Origin of the sequence: Cupriavidus taiwanensis, assembly GCF_900250075.1 — a bacterium.
GTDB lineage: Bacteria > Pseudomonadota > Gammaproteobacteria > Burkholderiales > Burkholderiaceae > Cupriavidus > Cupriavidus taiwanensis_C.
Window position 1 is genome coordinate 1,582,484 of record NZ_LT977071.1, and the last position, 20,655, is coordinate 1,603,138.

General features: G+C 68.9%; 17 protein-coding genes. 5 read left to right on the plus strand and 12 right to left on the minus strand.

The genetic code is table 11. The features are described from left to right. Positions 1–296: 296 nt before the first annotated feature. From CBM2588_RS23495 to CBM2588_RS23530, 8 genes are all read right to left on the minus strand, one after another. The gene (locus tag CBM2588_RS23495; RefSeq protein ID WP_115682730.1) at positions 297–1,181 is read right to left on the minus strand and encodes an SDR family NAD(P)-dependent oxidoreductase; all 885 of its coding nucleotides are present in this window, start codon (positions 1,179–1,181) and stop codon (positions 297–299) included. 89 nt (positions 1,182–1,270) lie between these two features. Next, on the minus strand, positions 1,271–1,657 hold the full coding sequence (locus CBM2588_RS23500; protein ID WP_115682731.1) for a hypothetical protein: 387 nt from the start codon (positions 1,655–1,657) through the stop codon (positions 1,271–1,273). Between the two features lie 53 nt (positions 1,658–1,710). Further along, positions 1,711–4,815, minus strand: a complete 3,105-nt coding sequence (locus CBM2588_RS23505) for an efflux RND transporter permease subunit (RefSeq protein ID WP_115682732.1) — start codon at positions 4,813–4,815, stop codon at positions 1,711–1,713. Between the two features lie 9 nt (positions 4,816–4,824). Continuing rightward, entirely contained in the window at positions 4,825–5,970 is a 1,146-nt protein-coding gene (locus CBM2588_RS23510; protein ID WP_115682733.1) for an efflux RND transporter periplasmic adaptor subunit, read from the minus strand. Then, positions 5,970–6,542 (minus strand): hypothetical protein, encoded by a 573-nt coding sequence (locus CBM2588_RS23515; protein WP_115682734.1) that lies wholly within the window; start codon positions 6,540–6,542, stop codon positions 5,970–5,972. The genes CBM2588_RS23510 and CBM2588_RS23515 overlap by 1 nt, the downstream gene beginning before the upstream one ends. Beyond that, on the minus strand, positions 6,539–7,756 hold the full coding sequence (locus CBM2588_RS23520) for a TolC family protein (protein ID WP_115682735.1): 1,218 nt from the start codon (positions 7,754–7,756) through the stop codon (positions 6,539–6,541). Before CBM2588_RS23520 ends, CBM2588_RS23515 begins: the two co-directional genes overlap by 4 nt. A gap of 98 nt (positions 7,757–7,854) precedes the next feature. Beyond that, positions 7,855–8,181: a hypothetical protein gene (locus tag CBM2588_RS23525; RefSeq protein WP_231942253.1), complete on the minus strand. Its 327-nt coding sequence runs from the start codon at positions 8,179–8,181 to the stop codon at positions 7,855–7,857. A gap of 189 nt (positions 8,182–8,370) precedes the next feature. Beyond that, positions 8,371–9,537 carry an acyl-CoA dehydrogenase family protein gene (locus CBM2588_RS23530; protein WP_092310014.1) on the minus strand — a complete coding sequence of 389 codons (1,167 nt, stop codon included), beginning with the start codon at positions 9,535–9,537 and terminating at the stop codon, positions 8,371–8,373. 321 nt (positions 9,538–9,858) lie between these two features. Between CBM2588_RS23530 and CBM2588_RS23535 the strand changes: the two genes are divergently transcribed. The 3 genes from CBM2588_RS23535 (at position 9,859) to CBM2588_RS23545 (ending at position 14,023) form a co-directional block, all read left to right on the plus strand. Then, positions 9,859–11,163, plus strand: coding sequence for an acetyl-CoA hydrolase/transferase family protein (locus CBM2588_RS23535; RefSeq protein ID WP_115682737.1), 1,305 nt, complete (start codon positions 9,859–9,861; stop codon positions 11,161–11,163). Between the two features lie 40 nt (positions 11,164–11,203). Then, positions 11,204–12,412, plus strand: a complete 1,209-nt coding sequence (locus CBM2588_RS23540) for an acetyl-CoA C-acetyltransferase (RefSeq protein WP_115682738.1) — start codon at positions 11,204–11,206, stop codon at positions 12,410–12,412. A 78-nt stretch (positions 12,413–12,490) separates the two neighbouring features. After that, positions 12,491–14,023 carry a class I adenylate-forming enzyme family protein gene (locus CBM2588_RS23545; RefSeq protein WP_115682739.1) on the plus strand — a complete coding sequence of 511 codons (1,533 nt, stop codon included), beginning with the start codon at positions 12,491–12,493 and terminating at the stop codon, positions 14,021–14,023. Positions 14,024–14,048: 25 nt separating this feature from the next. Here CBM2588_RS23545 and CBM2588_RS23550 read toward each other — a convergent pair whose 3' ends face one another. From CBM2588_RS23550 to CBM2588_RS23560, 3 genes are all read right to left on the minus strand, one after another. Next, positions 14,049–14,951, minus strand: coding sequence for a LysR family transcriptional regulator (locus CBM2588_RS23550; protein ID WP_115682740.1), 903 nt, complete (start codon positions 14,949–14,951; stop codon positions 14,049–14,051). A gap of 74 nt (positions 14,952–15,025) precedes the next feature. Continuing rightward, positions 15,026–15,658 carry an AraC family transcriptional regulator gene (locus CBM2588_RS23555; RefSeq protein ID WP_231942254.1) on the minus strand — a complete coding sequence of 211 codons (633 nt, stop codon included), beginning with the start codon at positions 15,656–15,658 and terminating at the stop codon, positions 15,026–15,028. A 75-nt stretch (positions 15,659–15,733) separates the two neighbouring features. Then, entirely contained in the window at positions 15,734–16,642 is a 909-nt protein-coding gene (locus CBM2588_RS23560) for a LysR family transcriptional regulator (protein ID WP_115682741.1), read from the minus strand. A gap of 161 nt (positions 16,643–16,803) precedes the next feature. Here CBM2588_RS23560 and CBM2588_RS23565 point away from each other — a divergent pair, with 161 nt between their 5' ends. Both CBM2588_RS23565 and CBM2588_RS23570 read left to right on the plus strand, forming a co-directional pair. Next, positions 16,804–17,985: a M20 aminoacylase family protein gene (locus tag CBM2588_RS23565; RefSeq protein WP_115682742.1), complete on the plus strand. Its 1,182-nt coding sequence runs from the start codon at positions 16,804–16,806 to the stop codon at positions 17,983–17,985. Between the two features lie 25 nt (positions 17,986–18,010). Beyond that, the gene (locus tag CBM2588_RS23570; RefSeq protein WP_115682743.1) at positions 18,011–19,021 is read left to right on the plus strand and encodes a tripartite tricarboxylate transporter substrate binding protein; all 1,011 of its coding nucleotides are present in this window, start codon (positions 18,011–18,013) and stop codon (positions 19,019–19,021) included. Positions 19,022–19,048: 27 nt separating this feature from the next. Here CBM2588_RS23570 and CBM2588_RS23575 read toward each other — a convergent pair whose 3' ends face one another. Next, positions 19,049–20,557, minus strand: a complete 1,509-nt coding sequence (locus CBM2588_RS23575) for a PQQ-dependent sugar dehydrogenase (protein WP_115682744.1) — start codon at positions 20,555–20,557, stop codon at positions 19,049–19,051. Positions 20,558–20,655: the final 98 nt, after the last annotated feature.

Below are 20,655 nucleotides of genomic sequence, written 5' to 3' on the forward strand. Positions count from 1 at the left end.
CAGCTCATACCTTTCATGGCGAGTTGGAACTGGCTGAGTTCCTCGGGTCTTGCTGTCACCTTGCGTCATACAAGGGACGCGTCTGTCAGCCTTCAACGCACGAATAGATGCGAATGAAGGGGACGCCAAGCCGAGCGAAGAAGGCGAGCGAGCGGTATGAACCATGCCGGCGAGAATGCCGCAAGGAACAGCGCAAACGATATCAATCAGCGATCAGAGGCAGCTTGCTCTTCGCGACGAATTCCAAGGCGCGAAACCAGCCCTTCGCCCTTGTCCATTCACCTGACCTTTGTGCCTCAGACCAGCCTTGTCCCTGTCGCGCGTGCCAGCTCGCCGAGCAACCGATCTTGATATCGCGTGTCGTGGACGGCGGGGTGCGGCTCCTGCAGCCGCTGGTGGTACCAATACCCCCCGCTGGTCAGCGCCCGCGGATCATTGCTGGTCGCCAGCCACTCCTGGGTCAGATGTCCCAGCCGAAGGTCGTCTGGCGCATTCGCACCGCCCATCTTGGTGGGAACCCAGCCCGGATCGACTGCGTTGCTGTAGACGTCGGGCCACAACCGCGCCACGGCTGCCGCCAGGGTCGTGATGAAAAGCTTGCTCTCCGAATAGCCAGCTGTGCCGGTACGCCCGGACCAGTCGATGCGGTCAAGACTTACCCGGCCACCTTTGTGCATGCTGCTGCTCAGGTAGATCAGCCGCCTGGGGCGCCGGATCAGCGCCGTGAGCAGGTACGGCGCGACGACGTTGACCATCAGGACCTGGGGCCCTGACAGGATCCCCGCGTTGTGGATCACCGCGTCCATCGTGCCAATGGCGTTGACCTGCCGGGCCAGGTCCCGTGTCTGCTCCAGGTCGGAAAGGTCGCCGATGGTCGCGATGGCACCCTGCTCCACGAGCTCCCTGACGGCGGGCAGCCGCGCCTGGGAGCGAACGTGCACCACGACCTCATGCCCGTCGCCGAGCAGCGTCCGCGCCGCCGCATGACCGAGACCGTCGGACGAACCAGTGATGAAGATGCGGGCCTTACGTCCGCGGCTGCGTTGAACGGGTGTCGCGGCGGACCTTGCCGAGGGACTGGATGCGGGTTGCGCCAATGCAGCAGCGACGGTCAGCAACGGCGCCATGACCAGGCCCACACCCAGATGCGCACCATTCAGAATGAGTTTGCGGCGGTCCATGGCGCCTCCTGCTCAGCATGAAGTTTTTTTTGAAACAGGCGATTCTTTCAAATGTTACCAAGTAACGCAGTGAGTCAAGGGAGCGCCCGTCATTTCGCCACAAAGCGCGCCGTGACAGTCTTGCCGTCCGCAAACCGGATCGTCGCCACCAGCTTGGAGCCGGCAGTGAGTTGCAGCTTGTCGGCCGCAACCAGCGCATTGTCCGCGCCCGGGTTCAGCGCCGTTTCCGTCTTGCGGGTGCCGGTCAGCACCGTCAGCTTGCCGCTGGCGCCGGCCACGGGCAGCTTCCTGTCATGGTCGTCGACATAAATCGTGACGGCACCGTCGCGGTTGACCAGCTCGAACTGCAGGTCGCCGGCGGCCTGCACGATGCCGCCGTATTGCGCAGGCTTGGCGCCATGCGCCAGGGCCAGGCCGGAAAGCCCGGACAGGGCAACACTGGCGGCAAACAACATGGCAGGGATCTGTTTCTTCATCGCATACTCCGTTGCTGCAGCGGCTTGCGGGCGCCGCTGCCAAAGCCCGTGAATCAGTAAGTGTCCTCCGGCTGCTGCGACAGGATGCGCTGCAGCGGGCGGCGCCCGAACAGCCAGAACGCCAGCGGCGTCAGCATGGAATCGAGCAGGGTCGAACTGACCAGCCCGCCGAAGATCACCACCGCGACCGGATGCAGGATCTCCTTGCCCGGCGCATCGGCCGATACCAGCAAGGGCACCAGCGCGAACGCCGCCACCAGCGCGGTCATCAGCACCGGCGTCAGGCGCTCCAGCGAACCGCGCACGATCATCGGCATGCCGAAGGTCTCGCCTTCGAAGCGGCACAGGTTGATGTAGTGGCTGACCTTCAGGATGCCGTTGCGCGTGGCAATGCCGGTCAGCGTGATGAAGCCGACCATCGACGCCACCGACAGGCTCAGCCCCGCCAGCCACATCGCGATCACGCTGCCGATCAGGGCGAACGGGATATTGGCCATGATCACCAGCGCGAGGGTCGCGGAGCGGTAGCGCGAGTAAAGCACCAGGTAGATCAGCGCCAGCGACACCAGCGACAGCAGCACGATGCGGCGCGTGGCCTGCTCCTGCGCCTGGAACTGGCCCTCGATGCTGACGAAATAGCCACCGGGCAGTCCTGCGCGCGCCACCGCGCCGCGCACCGCGCCGATGACCTGCGCCATGTCGGAGCCGTCGGTATTGGCATAGACCACGATGCGGCGCCGGCCGTTCTCGCGCCCGATCTGATTGGGGCCATCGCCCTCCTCCACGCTGGCGATGGCCGACAACGGCACCGCGCCGCGCGGCGAATCCAGCATGACCCGGGACAGGTCCTGCGGCGTACGGCCGCTATCGGGCAGGCGCACCACCAGGTCGTGGCGGCGCACGCCGTCGATCAGCTGCGTGACGCGCGTGCCGTCGGACAAGGTCTGCAGCGCCTTCAGCGCCTCACCGGCAGGGATGCCGTACTGCGCGGCCTTGCGATAGTCGAGCCGCACATTGACCTGCGGAATCAGCACCTGGCGCTCGACCGTGATGTCGACCAGGCCGGGTATCGCCGCCAGGCGCCCACGCACGTTCTCAGCCAGGCCGCGCAGCGTATCGAGGTCGTCGCCATAGATCTTCAGCGCGATCTGCGCCCGCACGCCGGACAGCAGGTGATCCAGCCGATGCGAAATCGGCTGGCCGATCGCCACCGACGCAGGCAGCCCGGCCAGTTGCGCGCGGATCGCGGCCATGACCTGTTCCCGGCTGCGGCCGGAGGGCTTCAGGTCGATGTCGATCTCCGAGGCATGCACGCCTTCCGCATGTTCGTCGAGTTCGGCGCGGCCGGTCCGGCGCCCGACCCGCGTGACCTCCGGAACCTGCAGGATGAGCGTTTCCGCCAGGGCGCCGATGCGGTTGGCTTCGGCCAGCGAGGTGCCGGGATTGAGCATCAGCGACATCACCATCGAGCCCTCGTTGAAGCCCGGCAGGAAGGCGCGCGGCATCCACGGCACGGTGGCGGCCGCCAGCACGACCGCGACGGCGGCCACGGCGAGCACCGCACGCGCGCGCGGGAACGACCAGTCCAGGATGCGGGCATCGGCGCGCTTGAGCCATGCCACCAGCGGACTGTCGGGATGTTCGAGCCGCTTCATCCGCGGCAGCAGGTAGTACGACAGCACCGGCGTCACCGTCATCGACACCAGCATCGACGCCAGGATCGACACGATGTAGGCAATCCCCAGCGGCGCGAACAGGCGCCCTTCGATCCCCGGCAGCGCAAACAGCGGCACGAACACCAGCACCACCACCAGCGTGGCATAGACGATGCCGGAGCGCACTTCGACCGAGGCGCGCCAGATGGTCTCCAGCACCGGCGGCGGGTTGTCCATGCCGGCACGCTGCCGCAACCGGCGCTGGATATTCTCCACGTCGACGATCGCGTCGTCGACCAGTTCGCCGATGGCGATGGCCAGGCCGCCCAGCGTCATCACGTTGATCGACTGGCCCAGCAGGTGGAAGGCCAGCGCGGACACGGCCAGCGACAGCGGGATCGCCACCAGGGAGATCGCGGTGGTGCGCGCGCTCAGCAGGAACGCGAACAGGATCACCGTCACCATGATGGCGCCATCGCGCAGCGCCTCGACCACGTTGCCGATCGAGGCCTCGATAAAGTCGGCCTGGCGGAACAGCACCTGCGGCGTGGACAGCCCCTGCGGCAGCCCCTGCTTCAGTTCGCCCAGCGCGGCTTCCAGGTCGCGCGTCAGGCGCACCGTGTCGGCGGCGGGCTGCTTCTGCACGCTGACGATCACCGCGGGCTTGCCGTTGAAGCCGGCGTCGCCGCGCTTGAGCGCCGCGGCGTAGCGTACCTGGGCTACCTGCTCCAGCAGCACCGGCACGCCGTCCTTGTAAGCAACCGCCAGGCCCTTGAGGTCGTCGAGCCGGTTCGTGCGGCCGAGATTGCGGATCAGGTATTCGCGGCCGTTGAGGTCAATGAAGCCGCCACTGGTATTGGCGGCGAAGTCGCGCAAGGCACCCTGCACCTGTGCCAGCGCCACGCCGAATTGCGCCATGCGCGCGGTATCGGGCTCGACCCGCAATTGCCGCACCTCGCCGCCGATCGGGATCACCTGCGACACGCCAGGCACCGACAGCAGCCGCGGCCGCAGCACGAAGTCGGCATACTCGCGCGCCTGCATCGGGCTGGCGCGCGCCGGATCGATCGGCAAGGCGATCAGCATGATCTCGCCCATGATCGACGAGACCGGGCCGAGGATGGGCGTGAGCCCGCCCGGCAACTGCTCCTTCACCAGCGCCAGCCGTTCCGACACGAGCTGGCGGTTGCGGTAGATATCGCTGCCCCAGTCGAACTCCGCATAGACAATGGACAGGCCGACGCCGGACACCGAGCGCACCCGCGTGACGCCGGGCATGCCGTTGAGCGCGGTCTCGATCGGGAACGACACCAGCAGCTCGACTTCCTGCGGCGCCATGCCGCCCGCTTCGGTGATCACGGTCACCAGCGGCTTGTTCAGGTCCGGGAACACATCGACCGGCGTGCGCCATGCGGTGAGGCCGCCGTAGACCATCAGGATCAGCGCGATGGCCAGTACCAGCAGCCGGTTGCCCAGGCTGGCGCGAACGGTCCAGTTGAACATGCGCGCCCCTCAGCGAATCTGGTTGATCAGCGCCGCGCCGGACACCACCACCCGGTTCTCCGGCGACAGTCCGCCGACCACGACCACGGTGCGCGCATCGAGCACGCGCGCCTCGACCGGCTGCGCGATAAAGCGCTGCGTGCCGGACTTGATCCACACCACCGGCAGGTTGCTGGCGTTGCGCACCAGCGCCTCGCTGGGCAGCGCGATGCCGCGGACGGTATCGCTCAGCGTCGCGACCACGGTCACGGGCTGGCCGACGGCCAGCGGCACGTCGTTGGCGGTCAGCCGGAACGTCAGCGGCACCGCGCCGTTCTTCAGGCTGCGGCCGGCACCGACGAATTCCAGCTTGCCGCCAGTGCCGCTAGCCAGGGCGCCGCCCTTGATGCGGCTGGCCAGCGAACTGTCCGCGGTGCTGGCCTCGATCAGCAGGCGGGCGGGGTCGACCACCTCGTACAGCACGTCCCCGGCCGCAACCACCTGCCCCGCCAGCACATTGGCGCTGGCGATCACGCCACTGGCCGGCGCGGTCAGCGTATCGGTCTGGTGCAGGCTCTTGCCAACCGCATCGCGCTGGCCGGACAGGCTCTGGACCTCGGCGCGGGCGGCTTCGATTTCCTTGCGCGGGATGCTGTCCGGCAGCGACTCCAGCCGCTGCAGCCGCTGCCGCGCCAGCTTCAGGCTGGCGCTCAGGTTGGCGAACTGTGCCTGCTGGTTGCCGATGTCGAAGGGCTCGCTCTTGTGGCGCAGCACGGCCAGCACCTGGCCCTTGGCGACACGCTGCCCCAGCACGGGAAAGCCGCCCGGCGGCGGTTCGATCCAGCCCGGGTGGCCCGCCTGCAGGCGCCCGCCCGCGTTCGGATCGATCGCCACGACGGCGTTCAGTTCCACGGTCACGGGGTGCGCGGCAGGCTGCGGCATCGCGGTCCGTATGCCCATGCGGCGCTGGGCCAGCTTGGGCACGTGGACGCTGCCGTCGGGCAGCCGGGCCAGGCCACTGCCGACCGGCACCGCGGCCGGTGCATCGAGGTGTTCGCCATTCGGGCCGTGCGCGCCGGGTCCGGCCAGCGCCGGCAAGGTTGACCAGGCGGTCAGCGCAATCACCAGGGTTGCGATATGGGTTGCGATATGGGTCGCGATATGGGTCGTCTTCATCACGCCATGCCTCCGTTCCTCTTGCCAGCGCGGCGCTTCACGCCCCAGGCCGCGGCTGCCGCAAGCAGCGCCGCAAGCAGGACCAGCCACGGCCAGCGCGCCTGCCACCACGCCAGGCCGTGGTCGTGTCCGTCCGCCGCGACGTTCAGGGTGCCCTCGATCAGGTCCGACTCGTTGCCGGTGACGAGCGTAAACACCAGCGCATGCTGGCCGGGCTGGCGCAGCGCCAGCAGCAGCTTCTCGTCGCTAAAGGCATAGTCGCCGGCATCGGCATGCAGCTTGCCCTGGGCCTTGATGCCGTTGAACTCGACCTCGAGCGTGCCGTCGAGCACCGGCTCGTTGGTGACGTAGCGGTCCACCATGACCGAGAGTTCGTCCGTGGAGAGGGTGCCGACCAGTTCGAATGCTTCCGTATGGGCTTCGATGGTCGGCTGGGCGTGCGCCGCCGCGCCAGTGCCGGCGGGCGCGTCCAGGTGCTCGCCATTGGGGCCGTGCGCGCCGGGGCCGGCATGCGCCGCCGGCGCCGCGAGCGCGAGCGACAGGAACAGGGAAAGAAACAACTGGCGGATCATGGCAGGACTCCGAGCGCCTGGTTCAGGGTGGCAATGGCGATGCCGTGCCGGGCACGCTGGCGCACGAGGTCGGCCTCGGCTTCCAGCGCCTGGTTTTGTGCGCGCAGCACTTCCGGCAGGCCGATCTCGCCGGCATCGAAGGTCTTGCGCAGCAGCGCCGCCCGTTCGGACAGCGTGGCGCTGCGCTCTTGCGTCAGGCCGAGCTGCTGCCCGGCCAGCCGCAGCGCGGCCTGCGCCGCGTCGATCTCGGCGCGCACCATGCGTTCGGTGCGCGCGAGTTCGGCCCGGGCTGTCATCAGCTCGGTCTGCGCGGCGGCTTCGCGCGGCAGGTTGCGCGCATCCGTGGCGAACGGGATCCTGACGAACAGGCCGACGGTCTGGTCGCCGGGCATGCCGCCGCCGGCCCGGTCGTTGCGGTACATCACGCCGACTTCCGGCGGGTCGCGGCGCGATTTGCGCAGGTAGCCCAGCTGGCGTTCGCTGCGCAGCACGGCCTGTTGCACCGCTTCCAGGCGTGGATGGCTCGCGGCCAGGCCGCCCGGGTCTCCCGGCGGCGCCGCCGCCTCGTCGTACCGCGACGGCAGCGCGGCAACGCCGGTGGCTTGCAGCAGCCGTGCGCTGGCCTCGACCACGCGCGCCTCGCTGTCGGCGAGCAGCCCCTGTGCCGCCAGGTGGTCCTGCTGCGCCAGCAGCAGGTCGGTGCGCGCCAGGTCGCCCGCATTGACGCGCCGGCGGACATCGTCGCGCAGCGACGCGGCGATCCCGTTGCGTCGACGCATCACCTCGCGCTCGCCTTCCGCGGCGGCCAGCTGCCAGACGCGCTCGCGGACTTCCGCGGCAAGATTCAGCCGCGCCAGCGCGACGCCAGCCTCGGCCTCGGCCGCCTGGGCGTCGGCCAGCTCGCCGCGTGCCGCGCGCTGGCCTGGCAGCCACACCGGCACGCCCAGCTGGACCTCGCTCTCGCGCACGCCGCGCTGCTCGGTCCAGCGGTCGTCACGGTGCAGCAGGCCGAGCGTGGGCGGTCCCGCGATCAGCGAATCGGCCTGGACCCGGCTGGCCGCCGCCTCCAGGCGCCGCCCCTCGGTGGCCTGGAAGGCGACGGAGCGCTCCCAGGCGGCATCGAACAGCGCGCGCAGGTCGGCCGGCGCGGGCTGGCCATGGGCCGCCGGCATCAGCAACGCCGACGCCACCACGGAGATGAAGAATTTGTGCATGGAATCCCCAACGCAGATTGCGACAAGCAGGCAATGCGGCGGGGCGCGGCGCAAGGCATTGCGCCACGGCAGGCAATCAGCAGATCAGTGCCCCGCCGTCAGGCGGGCGCGTGAGGGGGGCGTAACGGTGGACTGGAGCCCGGGTCGGGGATGCGACTGCCGAGGAACGACGGCTCGCGCTGCGTCTGCAGCGTCAGCGGCGGCACCATGCCGGCTGGCAATGGCGCCTGGAAGTGGGTGCCGTAGTCGAAGTCGAGCTGGTGCGACGCGGAAGCCGCGGAATCGTCGAAGGCGATTTCGCCATCCTCATCATGGTGATGCGGAACATGTTCGGCGTGCGCGGCCATGTGGTCCGGCGGGAAGCCGGCCGCGTGCGCGAGCTGCCGCTGCGCTGCGGCCAACGCCTGCAGCGGCAGGATCAGCATCAGGAGCAAGGCAATCATGCGCGACATAGGGCGGGATTCTACCCGAGCTGCCGGCAATCGAGTGAGACCGGGGCGCCGAATGCCGTAAGCGTCGCCCGAAACGGATTGCCGGCACGAGCAGCCAGGCCGGGACGCCGTTCGCACCGGACAGGCGCGAAGGCAAGCCGGCCGGCCCTGACGCCCTGCCGCTCAGAACGAGCGCGGCAGGCCCAGCACGTGTTCGGCGACGAAGGAGTAGATCAGGTTGGTCGAGATCGGCGCCACCTGGTACAGGCGCGTCTCGCGGAACTTGCGCTCGACATCGTATTCGCAGGCAAAGCCGAAGCCGCCGTGGAACTGCAGGCAGGCATTGCCGGCCTCCCAGCTGGCCTTGGCGGCCAGGTACTTGGCCATGTTGGCCTGGGCGCCCATGGACTCGTGCTTGTCGAACAGCTCGCACGCTTTCCAGCGCATCAGGTTGGCGGCCTCGAGTTCGATGAACGACTCCGCGATCGGGAACTGCACGCCCTGGTTCTGGCCGATGGGGCGGCCGAAGACTTCGCGCTCCTTCACGTACTTCGTCACCCGATCCATGAACCAGTAGCCGTCGCCGATGCACTCGGCGGCGATCAGCGTGCGCTCGGCATTCAGGCCATCGAGGATGTACTTGAAGCCCTTGCCCTCCTCGCCGATCAGGTTTTCCTCGGGAATCTCCAGGTCCTCGAAGAACAGTTCGTTGGTCTCGTGGTTGACCATGTTGGGGATGGGGCGCACCGTCAGGCCCTTCTTCTGCGCCTCGTGCAGGTCCACCATGAAGATCGACATGCCCTCGCTCTTCTTCCTGACCTCGGCCAGCGGCGTGGTGCGCGCCAGCAGGATCATGAAATCGCTGTGCTGCACGCGGCTGATCCATACCTTCTGGCCGTTGACGACGTAGCGGCCGTCCTTCTTCACCGCCGAAGTCTTGATCTTGGTGGTGTCGGTGCCGGTGGTGGGCTCGGTCACGCCCATCGACTGCAGGCGCCATTCGCCGGAGGCGATCTTGGGCAGGTACTTTTCCTTCTGCGCGGTTGAGCCGTGCCGCAGCAGCGTGCCCATGTTGTACATCTGGCCATGGCAGGCACCGGAATTGCCGCCGCAACGGTTGATCTCTTCCATGATGACCGAGGCTTCGGTCAGGCCCAGGCCGGAGCCGCCGTATTCCTGCGGAATCAGCGCTGCCAGCCAGCCCGCCGCGGTCAGCGCATTGACGAAGGCCTCGGGATAGGCGCGTTGTTCATCGACCTTGCGGAAATACTCGTCGGGAAACTCGGCGCACAGCGCACGGATGGCATCGCGGATTTCGTGGAAATTATTCGATAGGGTCTGTTCGATCATGGCGCTGCCTTGCGGTCGGTCTGTGTCTGTGGCGGTCGGGTACGTGGCGATCTATGCGGCGACGTGGCGGATGGCCGACGCCGCGTGATAGCCGCCATGGTCGCGGCGTTCGGCCGGCGGGACAATCAGCGATTCCGAAAGCGCGCCTTCCACGCGGCTTAAGTCCCGGCAGCCAGCGCCCGGCCGGCATTTCGCCAGTGCCGAAGCCGGCCATTGGCATTGTCGAATAGCGCAAACGCGGCTTTGGCGACATGCTTCGGGCTATCCGGCGCGGCCCTGCCGATTTCCGGCCGTGAGCCGACCCAACGTTTTCCCGTGGACATGCACGACCTGGCTTCCCGACTGCAAACCCTGATCCGCCCCGGCGATCACCTCTGGTGGGGACAAGCCACCGCCGAGCCGCTGACGCTGACGCGCGCGCTGGTGGCGCATCGCCATGCCATCGCGCGAGGCGGGCGCTTAAGCGTCTTCGTCGGCATCGGCCAGTCGGACACGCTGCAACCGGAGCAGGCCGATGTCATCGATTTCTTCGGCTATGCCGCCAGCGGGCCGCATCGCCGGCTGGCCAGCGCGGGCGTGCTCGACATCGTGCCGAGCCATTATTCGCACCTGCCGGGGCTGATCCGGCACGGCACGCTGCGTGCGGACGTGGTGCTGGTGCAGGTCTCGCCCGCCGACGAACAGGGGCGTCACAGCCTGGGCCTGGTGCACGAATACCTTCCCGCCGCACTCGACCGCGCCCGCGTGATCATTGCTGAAGTGAACCCGGAGGTGCCGTGGACCCACGGCAGCCGTTATCTCACCGCTGACCAGATCGACCTGCAGGTCGAGGCGCTGTATCCGCCCATCAGTCTGGAGCGCAGCGCTGCCGGCCCCGCGGAACAGGCCATTGCCGGCCATATCGCCGGCTGGGTGGAGGATGGCGCGACCCTGCAGATGGGCATCGGCAACCTTCCTGAAGCAGTGGTTGCCGCGCTGCATGACCGCCGCGACCTGGGGCTGCACAGCGGCGCGGTCGGCGACGGCATTGCCGCGCTGGCCGAGGCCGGCGTGCTGACCAACGCACGCAAGCGCATCGATACGGGCATCGGCATTGGCGGCATCCTGATGGGCAGCGAGCGGTTGCGGCGCTGGGCTCATCGCAATCCGCAGCTGCAGCTGCGCGAAACCGCCTACACCCACCATCCCGAAGTGCTCGCCAGCGTGGACAAGCTGACCGCGATCAATTCGGCGATCGAGGTCGACCTGACCGGACAGGTCAATGCGGAAGTTGCCGCCGGCGTCTATGTCGGCGCCGTCGGCGGCGCGGTGGATTTCCTGCGCGGCGCCGCGCGCAGCCGCGGCGGCCTGCCGATCGTGGCGCTGCCTGCCACCGCCAAAGGTGCGAGCCGCATCGTCGCGCAATTGTCCGGCCCGGTCAGCACGCCGCGTGCCGACGCCGGCCTGATCGTCACCGAGCATGGCGTGGCCGACCTGCGCGGCCAGCCCCTGTCGCAGCGCGTGCGCCGCATGCTGGACATCGCTGCCCCCGAACACCGCGCCGACCTGGAGCGCCAGGCCCATGCGCTGCTGCGCCAGTGCGGCGCGGCCTTCGTCGCCCTTCCGGGGACGACGCACACCGACTAACTTGATGATTCACCCGATACCGAATACCAAGGAGACTTCCATGCGCAGAGCTGCAATCGTCACCCCCCTTCGCACCCCCGTCGGCACCTTTGGCGGCAGCCTGCGCCCGGTGCCGGTCGAGGAACTGGCCGCGACCGCCGTGCGCGCGGTGGTGGAACGCAGCGGCATCGACCCGGCGCGCATCGACGACGTCGTCTTTGCCCAGTCCTATGCCAACAGCGAAGTGCCGTGCGTGGGCCGCTGGGCCGCGCTGCAGGCCGGCCTGCCGGTTGAGGTGCCGGGCATGCAGCTGGATCGCCGCTGTGGCGGCGGGCTGCAGGCCATCGTTACCGCGGCGATGATGGTGCAGAGCGGCGCGGCCGACGTGGTGATCGCCGGCGGCGTCGAAAGCATGAGCAATATCGAGTACTACACCACCGATATGCGCTGGGGCGCGCGCTCCGGCAACGTGCGCTTCTTCGACCGGCTCGACCGTGGCCGCGAGCGCTCGCAGCCGGTGGAGCGCTTCGGCAAGATCTCGGGCATGATCGAGACCGCCGAGAACCTCGCGCGCGACTACGGCATCAGCCGCGAAGCCGCCGATGCCTTCGCCGTGCGCAGCCACCAGCGCGCCGCGGCCGCCTGGGAGGCCGGGCGCTTCGACGCCGAGATCGTTCCGGTGCAGGTGCCGCAGCGCAAGGGCGAGCCGGTGGCATTTACGCGCGACGAGGGCTTCCGCCCGCAGACCACGCCCGAAAGCCTGGCCAAGCTGCGCGTGCTGATGCCGAACGGCACGGTCACCGCGGGCAACGCAAGCCAGCAGAACGATGCGTCGGCCGCCTGCCTGATCGTCGCCGAGGACAAGCTCGCCGAACTCGGCCTGACCCCCATGGCCTCGCTGGTGGGCTGGGCGGCTGCCGGCTGCGAGCCGTCGCACATGGGCATCGGCCCGGTGCCGGCGGTGAAGAAGCTGCTGGCGCGCCTGAACCTGACGCTGGACCAGATGGACCTGGTCGAGCTGAACGAGGCCTTTGCCTGCCAGGTGCTGGCCGTGCTCAAGGGCTGGGACTGGCAGGACCAGGACGCCATCGAGCAGAAGCTCAACGTCAACGGTTCGGGCATCTCGCTGGGCCATCCGATCGGCGCCACCGGCGTGCGCATCCTGGCCACGCTGCTGCACGAACTGCAGCGCCGCGGCGGCCGCTACGGCCTGGAAACCATGTGCATCGGCGGCGGCCAGGGCATTGCCGCGGTATTTGAACGCTATTGATGCCGCAGCGGCGGCGTGGGGCCCTGTGCTTGCCGCACGCCCGCCGCACGCTTTGCCCCGCACCAGGACGCCTGAATCATGCCACCGGACCGAGCCCCCCTCACCCGCATCAGCGACATCCCGCGCCACTGGGCCGCGCACACGCCCGGCCATGTCGCCGTGTTCGAGGAAGACCGAAGCACCACCTATGCGCAACTGTGGGCCGGCATCGGCGAGGCGCAGCGCTACCTGCAGTCGCAGGGTGTCGGCAGCGGCGACCGGGTGCTGGTGGTGGCCGAGAACTGCCTGGCGGTGGTCACGCTGGTGTTCGCACTGGCGGAGCTGGGCGCATGGCCGGTGGTCGTCAACGCGCGCCTGTCCGAGCGCGAGATCGAGGTGATCCGCGCCCACTGCCACCCGCGGCTGATGCTGTTCACCCACGCGGCCTCGCCGGATGCGCTGCGCCACGGCGTGCGCTATCGCGCCCGCGAAATTGCCCCGGCCGGCCTGGGCCCGTTGATGGCCGGCGCCGTCGACGAGACCGCCACGCGCGAGCCCGAAGCGCTGGCGCGCGAGGTGGCCGCGCTGATCTACACCTCGGGCACCACCGGACAGCCCAAAGGGGTGATGGTCACGCACCGCGGCCTGCTGCACTTTGCCGACGTAACCGTGGCCTCGCGCCGCATGCAGCCGGACGACTGCGCCTACGCGGTGATGCCGATGTCGCATGTGTTCGGGCTGGGCACGTTGCTGGTATCGACCTTGCACGCCGGCGCCAGCCTGTACCTGTGTGCGCGCTTCAACGCCGCGGACCTGGCCGCGGCGATCCGCGATGGCGCGATCACGCTGCTGCAGGGCGTGCCGGCCATGTTCAGCCGCATCCTGGCCCACGTGCGGGCCACCGGTGTGCCATTGCAGCCCTCGCCGCGACTGCGCTATCTCTACACCGGCGGCGGCCCGCTCGACCCTACCCTCAAGCGCGATGTCGAGGCGGCATTCGGCCAGCCGCTGCACCACGGCTACGGCATGACGGAGTACGCGGGATCGATGTTCGTGACGCGCCTGGACCGGCCGCGCACCGATTGCGCCGCGGGCGAGATCGTCGCGGGGGCGGACCTGCTGGTGGTCGGCGCTGACGGCAAGCCGGTGCCGCCGGGGCAGCCCGGCGAACTGTGGATCCGCGGGCCGGGCATGATGCGCGGCTACTACCGCGCGCCCGAACTGACCGCCGCGGCGCTGCGCCCCGGCGGCTGGCTCAACACCGGCGATATCGGCCGCCTGGATGCCGACGGTGCCTTGTTTATCGTCGGACGCACCAAGGACCTGATCATCCGTTCGGGCTTCACCGTCTACCCGATCGAAGTCGAATCGGTGCTCAACACGCATCCGTCGGTGCGGGTGTCGGCCGTGATCGGCCAGCCCGCCGCGGACGGCAACGAGGAAGTGGTCGCCTTCGTCGAGATCCGCGAGGGCGAGCGCTTCGACGCGCCGGAGTTGCATGACTACCTGGTCGGGCGCCTGTCGCCCTACAAGCGCCCCGAGCGCATCGTGCGCGTGGCGGCGATGCCGACGACTGCCAGCGGCAAGCTGCTCAAGCACCAGTTGCGGCAGACGCTCGCGGGCCAGGCGTAGCACGCAGGCGTGCCGCGGTGCTGCCTCAGTCCTGGCGTCCCTGCCCGTCTTCCACCAGCAGGTCCACCAGCTTGCGCGCGAACAGCGGCAAGGCGTCGAGGTCGGCCACGCAGATCTGCAGCTGGCGCTCGGCCCACTCGTCGTCGAGCTGGACGATGCGCAGCGCCATGGCCCTGGCATGGCGGCGCGCGGTGGTCTCGGGCAGCACGGCCAGGCCGACATTGGCCTCGACCATGCGGCACGCGGTCTCGAAATTGCTGACCTGCACGCGCCAGCGCAGGTTGCGCTGCAGGTCCGCCGCGGCCCGCTTCAGAAAGTTGTGGATGGCGCTGTCCTCGGGCAGGCCGATGAAGTCGTAGTCGAGCGTATCGAGGAAATCCACGCGGCCGCGCTCGGCCAGCGGATGGCTCAGCGCGGTGGCCAGCACCAGCCGGTCGCGCCGGTATGGCATGACTTCCAGCCCATCGGTACGCACATTGCCGGCGATGATGCCGATATCGACGATGCCCTCCTGCACCGCGCGCACGATGTCCGGGCTGAGCCGTTCGTGCATGTCGATGGTCACGTCCGGATGGCTGACCAGGTAGCTGCGCAGCACCGCCGGCAGGAACTCGCTCATGGCGGTGGTGTTGGCGAACACGCGCACATGGCCTTTGACGCCGGCCGCGTATTCCTGCAGGTCGCCGCTGAGCTGCTCCAGCTGGCGCAGCACGCGGCGCGCATGGGCCAGCAAGGTCTCGCCGGCACCGGTCACCTTCACGCCCTGGCTGCTGCGGCTCAGCAGCTTGACGCCGACGTGTTCCTCCAGGTTCTTGATGCGCGTGCTGGCCGCGGCCAGCGACAGGTGCGAGCGCTGTGCACCGCCGGTCAGGCTCTGGGCCTCCGCGATATGCGTGAACAGTTTCAGGTCGACCAGATCAAAGCGCATGACATCCTTCCCGGGCGTAACGACGGATTATCGCGCAAACCGCGTCATGGAACACCCCTGAGCCGCGCCGCGATTCACGCCACCGAGCGCTGCCGCGGCATGGCGCGCCCGCCGGCCAGCCTTCGCGCCGCTTCCAGCGAGACGCCGAAGCGATCATAGAATGCGCTGTCCAGATCACCGCCGGCCGGCCAGCCGACCCGGCGCCTGGCCTCGGCAAGGCCCGCTTCGCCCGCCATGACGTCGAACAGCAGCCGCATCAGCCGTTGCGTGCGGCACAGGTCGGTCAGCGCGGTCCCCTGCGCGAACAGCGCGCGGCGCAACTGCGCCGCCGACATGCCGAGCCGTTCCGCGATAAAGGCTGCGTTCCAGGCGTACTGCGGCTGCAGGAACACCCGCTTGGCAATGCGGTGATGCAGGCATTCGGAGGGTTGCGCCGGGGTCAGCCCCAGCAGCTCCAGCGTGCATGCCGCGGGCTGGGCACTGCTGCCATCCAGGCGCAGCGCAAACGCCTCGAACGGCTCGAGGGTGGCCTGCTGGCCGGCCAGCAGCACCCGTTCGTAGCCGCGCCGCCGGACCACCACCCTGCCGCGCTCGGCGCCGACCGACAGCGGAAAGGCCAGCAGCAACTGCTGCAGGCTGGCGTGCATGGAAGACTGCAGATGGACATGCATGGCGGAGCGCGAATGGCGGACAGGATCAAGCTGCATGATGGCCGCAATCCGGCGCGCGCGCCTCTGCCATTCCCGAACACTCCGTTCGCCGCCGCCGCATGCCGCGCCGTGTCAGGCGGTCGGAAACGCCTTCACCAGGTGCCGCAGCAAACCGTCCGCCACCGGCGATAAATGCCGGCCGGCGCGCGTCAGGATGTGGATGCGGCTGTTGTTCAGGATGGGATTGGCCAGCGGCAGCGATACCAGCTGCCGCAGCTGCGGCTCCTTCAGCGGCACCGAGCGCGCCGTCAGGATATAGCCCAGCCCCATCGCGGCGTATTCCCACAGCACCTTGAATGAGTTGGTGACCAGCATCGGCTTGAGCGTGATGTGCTCGTCCAGCTCCGCTGCCTGCACATGCTTGCGCACGCCGAACGAACCGGCCAGGAACGCGCCCTGGTGCTGCGCCAGGTCTGCCAGCGTCAGCGCGCGGCGGCGCCGCGCCAGCGGATGGTCCTTGTGCACGTGCGCGCGGATCGGCGACAGCCGCGAATAGTGCGAGTGCAGCCGCGCATCGTCGGGCGGCTGGAACACGAAGCCGATATGGGCCAGGTCTTCCAGCAGCAGCCGCACGGTCTCGTCCGTGCCCGCCACCTGGATGCTGCAGGTGACGTCGGGGTGCTTGCGCAGGAAGCCCTGCAGCACCGGTTCCAGCACCAGGTCGACAAAGCCTTCGCCGAAGGACAGTTCGACATGGCCGCGCTGGGCGTTCTTCAGGTTGTTCACCTCGGCCAGGAAGGTGTCGTTCAGGTCCTGCTGGCGCCGCGCGAACAGCGCCAGCAGCCGTCCCGCGTCGGTGGCGACCACGCCGCGCCCGCGCCGCTCCAGCAGCGCCAGGCCGGTGTCCTGCTCCAGCTTGGCCACGGCGCGGCTGACCACCGAGGGGTCCAGCTCCAGCACTTCGGCGGCGCCGCGCACCGAGCCGGTCTCGATGATCTGCAGCAGGCACAGCGCCCGCTTGCGGTCCAGCACGTCTTCCATGTCTTGGCCTCCTCCGGCGCCGGCGCAACGTTGTCGTTCCTGGCCGCGCCACGCGATCTCTTATCGTTGCATTTTATACAACGATTTGTCGCTACCGTTGTCATGGTTTTGGCGCGCCCCTGCGGTGAGAATGCGATGAACCACCACCATCCCGATGTCCCATGACCCTCGCCCTGCCCGCCGACCTGCAGTCATCGATCGCGACCCTCGCGCCGGAATTCGTTGCCATCCGGCGCAGGATCCACGCGCATCCCGAACTGGCCTTCGAAGAGCGCCAGACCAGCAACCTGGTCGCCGAACAGCTGGCGGCGTGGGGCTACACGGTGCATCGCGGCCTGGGTACCACCGGCGTGGTGGGCACGCTGCGCAAGGGCCACGGCAGCAAGGCTCTGGGGATCCGCGCCGACATGGACGCGCTGCCGATCCAGGAACGGACCGGACTGGACTATGCCAGCACCATCGCGGGCAAGATGCATGCGTGCGGCCATGACGGCCACACCGCGATCCTGCTGTGCGCCGCGCGCTACCTGGCCGAGTGCGCCGACTTCAACGGCACGCTGAACCTGATCTTCCAGCCGGCCGAAGAGAACGAAGGCGGCGCGCTGCGCATGCTGGAGGACGGGCTATTCGAGCGCTTCCCGTGCGACGAGGTGTACGCGCTGCACAACTCGCCGGGCATGCCGGTGGGACAGATCGGCGTGATCGCCGGCCCCGCCATGGCCTCGTTCGACCGCGCCACGGTCACGCTGCGCGGGCGCGGCGCGCACGGCGCCATGCCGCACCATGGCATCGACGTGATGCAGGGCGCGGCCAGCATGGTGCTGGGGCTGCAATCCATCGTCAGCCGCGAGATCGACGCGCTCAAGTCGGCGGTCATCACGGTGGGCGCGCTGCAGGCCGGCAGCACCTACAACGTGGTGCCCGACACCGCGACCATCAAGATCGGCGTGCGCACGCTGGACCCGCGCGTGCGCACGCTGGTCGAAGAACGCATCCAGGCCTTCGTCACGGCGCAGGCACAGAGCTTCCGCCTGCAGGCCGAGGTGGTCTACGAGCGCAAGTACCCGGTGCTGGTCAACCACGCCGCGCAGACCGAATTCGCGCGCCAGGCGGCGATCCGGCTGGTGGGCGCGGACAACGTGGTGGAGCGCCCGCCGGTGATGGGCAGCGAAGACTTCGCCTACATGCTGGAGCAGCGGCCCGGCGCCTACATCCGGCTGGGCAATGGCCTGGGCGAAGACGGCGGCTGCATGGTGCACAACCCGCTGTACGACTTCAACGACAGGGCCCTGCCGGTCGGCGCCGCATTCTGGGCGCACCTGGCGCAAAGCTATCTGGCCTGAACAAGAAACCGAGGAGACAACCCCCATGGCTACCCTGAACCGCCGCCGCTTCCTGCAACACGCCGGCCTTGCTGCCGGAGCTTCCGTACTGTCCGGCCTGCCGGCATTTGCGGCCGATGCCTTTCCCGCCAAGGCCCTGTCGCTGGTGGTGCCCTACCCCGCCGGCGGCGCCAGCGATGCGTCGGCGCGCATCTTCGGCGAATCGATCAGCAAGAGCGTGCGCCAGCAGGTGGTGGTGGAGAACTACGGCGGCGGCACCGGACTGATCGGCGCCAACAAGGTGCTGGCCGCGCCGGCCGACGGCTACACCTTCTTCCATGGCTCGATCAACGAGGTGTTCCTGGCGCCGCTGCTGAACCCCGCGGCGCGCTACAAGCCGCAGGACTTCCTGCTGGCCGCGCCGATCAGCGACGCCAATATCGTGCTGATGGTGCGCAACGGCATCGCCGTGGACAGCCTGGACAAGTTCATCGAGTTCGCGCGGCAGGGCAAGGGCAAGTCGCTGACCTACGCCACCGTCGGCATCGACTCGATCTATCACCTGATGGGCGATGCGCTGGCCGCGCGCCTGGGCGTGCCGTTCCTGCACGTGCCCTACAAGGGCGGCGCGCCGGCGCTGCAGGGCCTTGCCGGCGGCGAAGTGGACTTTGCCATCCTGCCCTACCAGTCCAGCTTCGACAGCATGCAGCAGCAGGGCCGGCTGAAGATACTGACCAGCTTCTCGCGCGCCTTGCCACCGGCGCTCAAGTCGGTGCCGCTGATTTCGCAGAGCAAGCTGGTGCCGGATTTCGAATACACCATCGGCGGCGGCTATTTCGTCAGGCAAGGCACGCCGGCGGATCGCGTGGCGGTGCTGCGCAAGGCCATCGGCGAAGCACTGGCCAAGCCGGAGATCCGCGCCAAGCTTGAAGCCGAGGGCCGCACCGTGCTGCAGCCGATCGACAGCCAGGAGCAGGCGAACCGGATGTTCGAACAGTACCTGGCCCGCGTCAACAAGCTGATCCAGGGCGTCGGCCGCAAGACCAACGCGGCCTGAGGCGCGGCGAGTTGCGGCGGCAAGGCATCAAGGCGTGCCGTCCGAGGCATCGATCCGGTAGACCCGCCCGCTGTTTGCGGACGTGCCCGGATCGGCCATCACATAGAGCGCCTGCGCGCCATCCACGCCGAACGAGAACACGCTGCCCGGCACCGTGACGTTCCAGTCGACCGGTTCGGTGGCGGCGCCATCGCGGTACACGAAGCTCTGCAGCTTGCCGGTGCACAGATCGGAATAGAAGTAGCGCCCCCGCAGCGCCGGGCTGGCGCTGCCGCGGTACACGTAGCCGCCGACGATGGCACAGCCGCCGTCGTCGTGGCCGTACTCGAACGCGGGCATGGTCAGTCCGCTCTTGTCGCAGGTGGCGGCGCCCACGCACACACTGCCTTCAGTCAGGTTCCAGCCGTAGTTCAGGCCCGCGCTGGTGGACGGCGCGACGTCGACTTCCTCGAGGAGGTTCTGGCCGACATCGGCGATATACAGCGACCCGGCGTCGAACGAGAACCGCCACGGGTTGCGCAGCCCGAGCGCCCAGATCTCGCCGCGGCTGCCGGACTGGCCCAGCAGCGGGTTGCCGGCAGGCACGCCGTAGCCCGCCGCGCCGCTGACATCGATGCGCAGCATCTTGCCGAGCAGCGTCGCCGCGTTCTGCGCGTTGCCCGCCGGATCGCCGCCACCGCCGCCGTCGCCCGTGCCGATATAGAGCATGCGGTCGGGGCCGAACGCGAGCTGGCCGCCGTTATGGTTGGAGAAGGTGGGGTGCGGAATCGACAGCAGCACCGTGCCCGAGGCGTCGGCAAGGTCCGGGTTGGCGGCCGAGACCTGGTAGCGGGCGATGGTGATGGCGCCAGCGGTGTCGGTGTAATAGACGTAGAAGCGGCCGTTGGCCGCATAGTCAGGATCGAACGCCATCGACAGCAGCCCGCGCTCGCCATCGGTAGTGGTCAGCGCGGCAATATCGAGAAACGGCGTGGCCAGCAGCGCGCCGTCGCGCACGACGCGGATACGGCCGGCGCGTTCCACCACGAACAGGCGCGCATCGCCGGCGGGCGCGGTCAGGAAGATCGGCGCCGAGTACTCGCCGGGCACCTGCGCCAGCGACAACTGCATCGATTCCGGCGCACCGTAGGCAACGCTGGCGGTCACACCCGTGCCAGCGGCCACTGCGACCACCTGCGACGGCAGCTGCGGCTTGCGCAGCGCACTGCCCGTCAGCACGCTGTCTGCGGTGACGGTGTAACTGCCGGGCGCGAGGTTGGACAGCGTGGTCGACTGGACCACGGCCTGGCGGAACTGTCCCGGCCCCGCTACCGTGATGGCCGCCGGGGTTCCGGACGGCAGGCCCGAGATGGCCAGCGTCAGCGAACCGTTGCCGCCGGTGCCGCCACCTCCCCCCCCTCCACCACCTCCACCGCCTGCACCGCCAGCGTCGCCGGCACCGGTGCTGTCACCCCCGCCACCACCTCCGCAGGCGGCAAGGCCCAGGCAGCAGGCGATGGCGAATCGGCGAAGCGCGTGGCGCAGTGCGTCGGGCATGGCGGGCTCCTGTGACGGCCGGGGCACCGCCTGGCATGCAGCAGCCGCTGCGCGGCCGCGCACTTGCGCCGGCGTGTCCGGCGGCAGGGGGCGCCTTG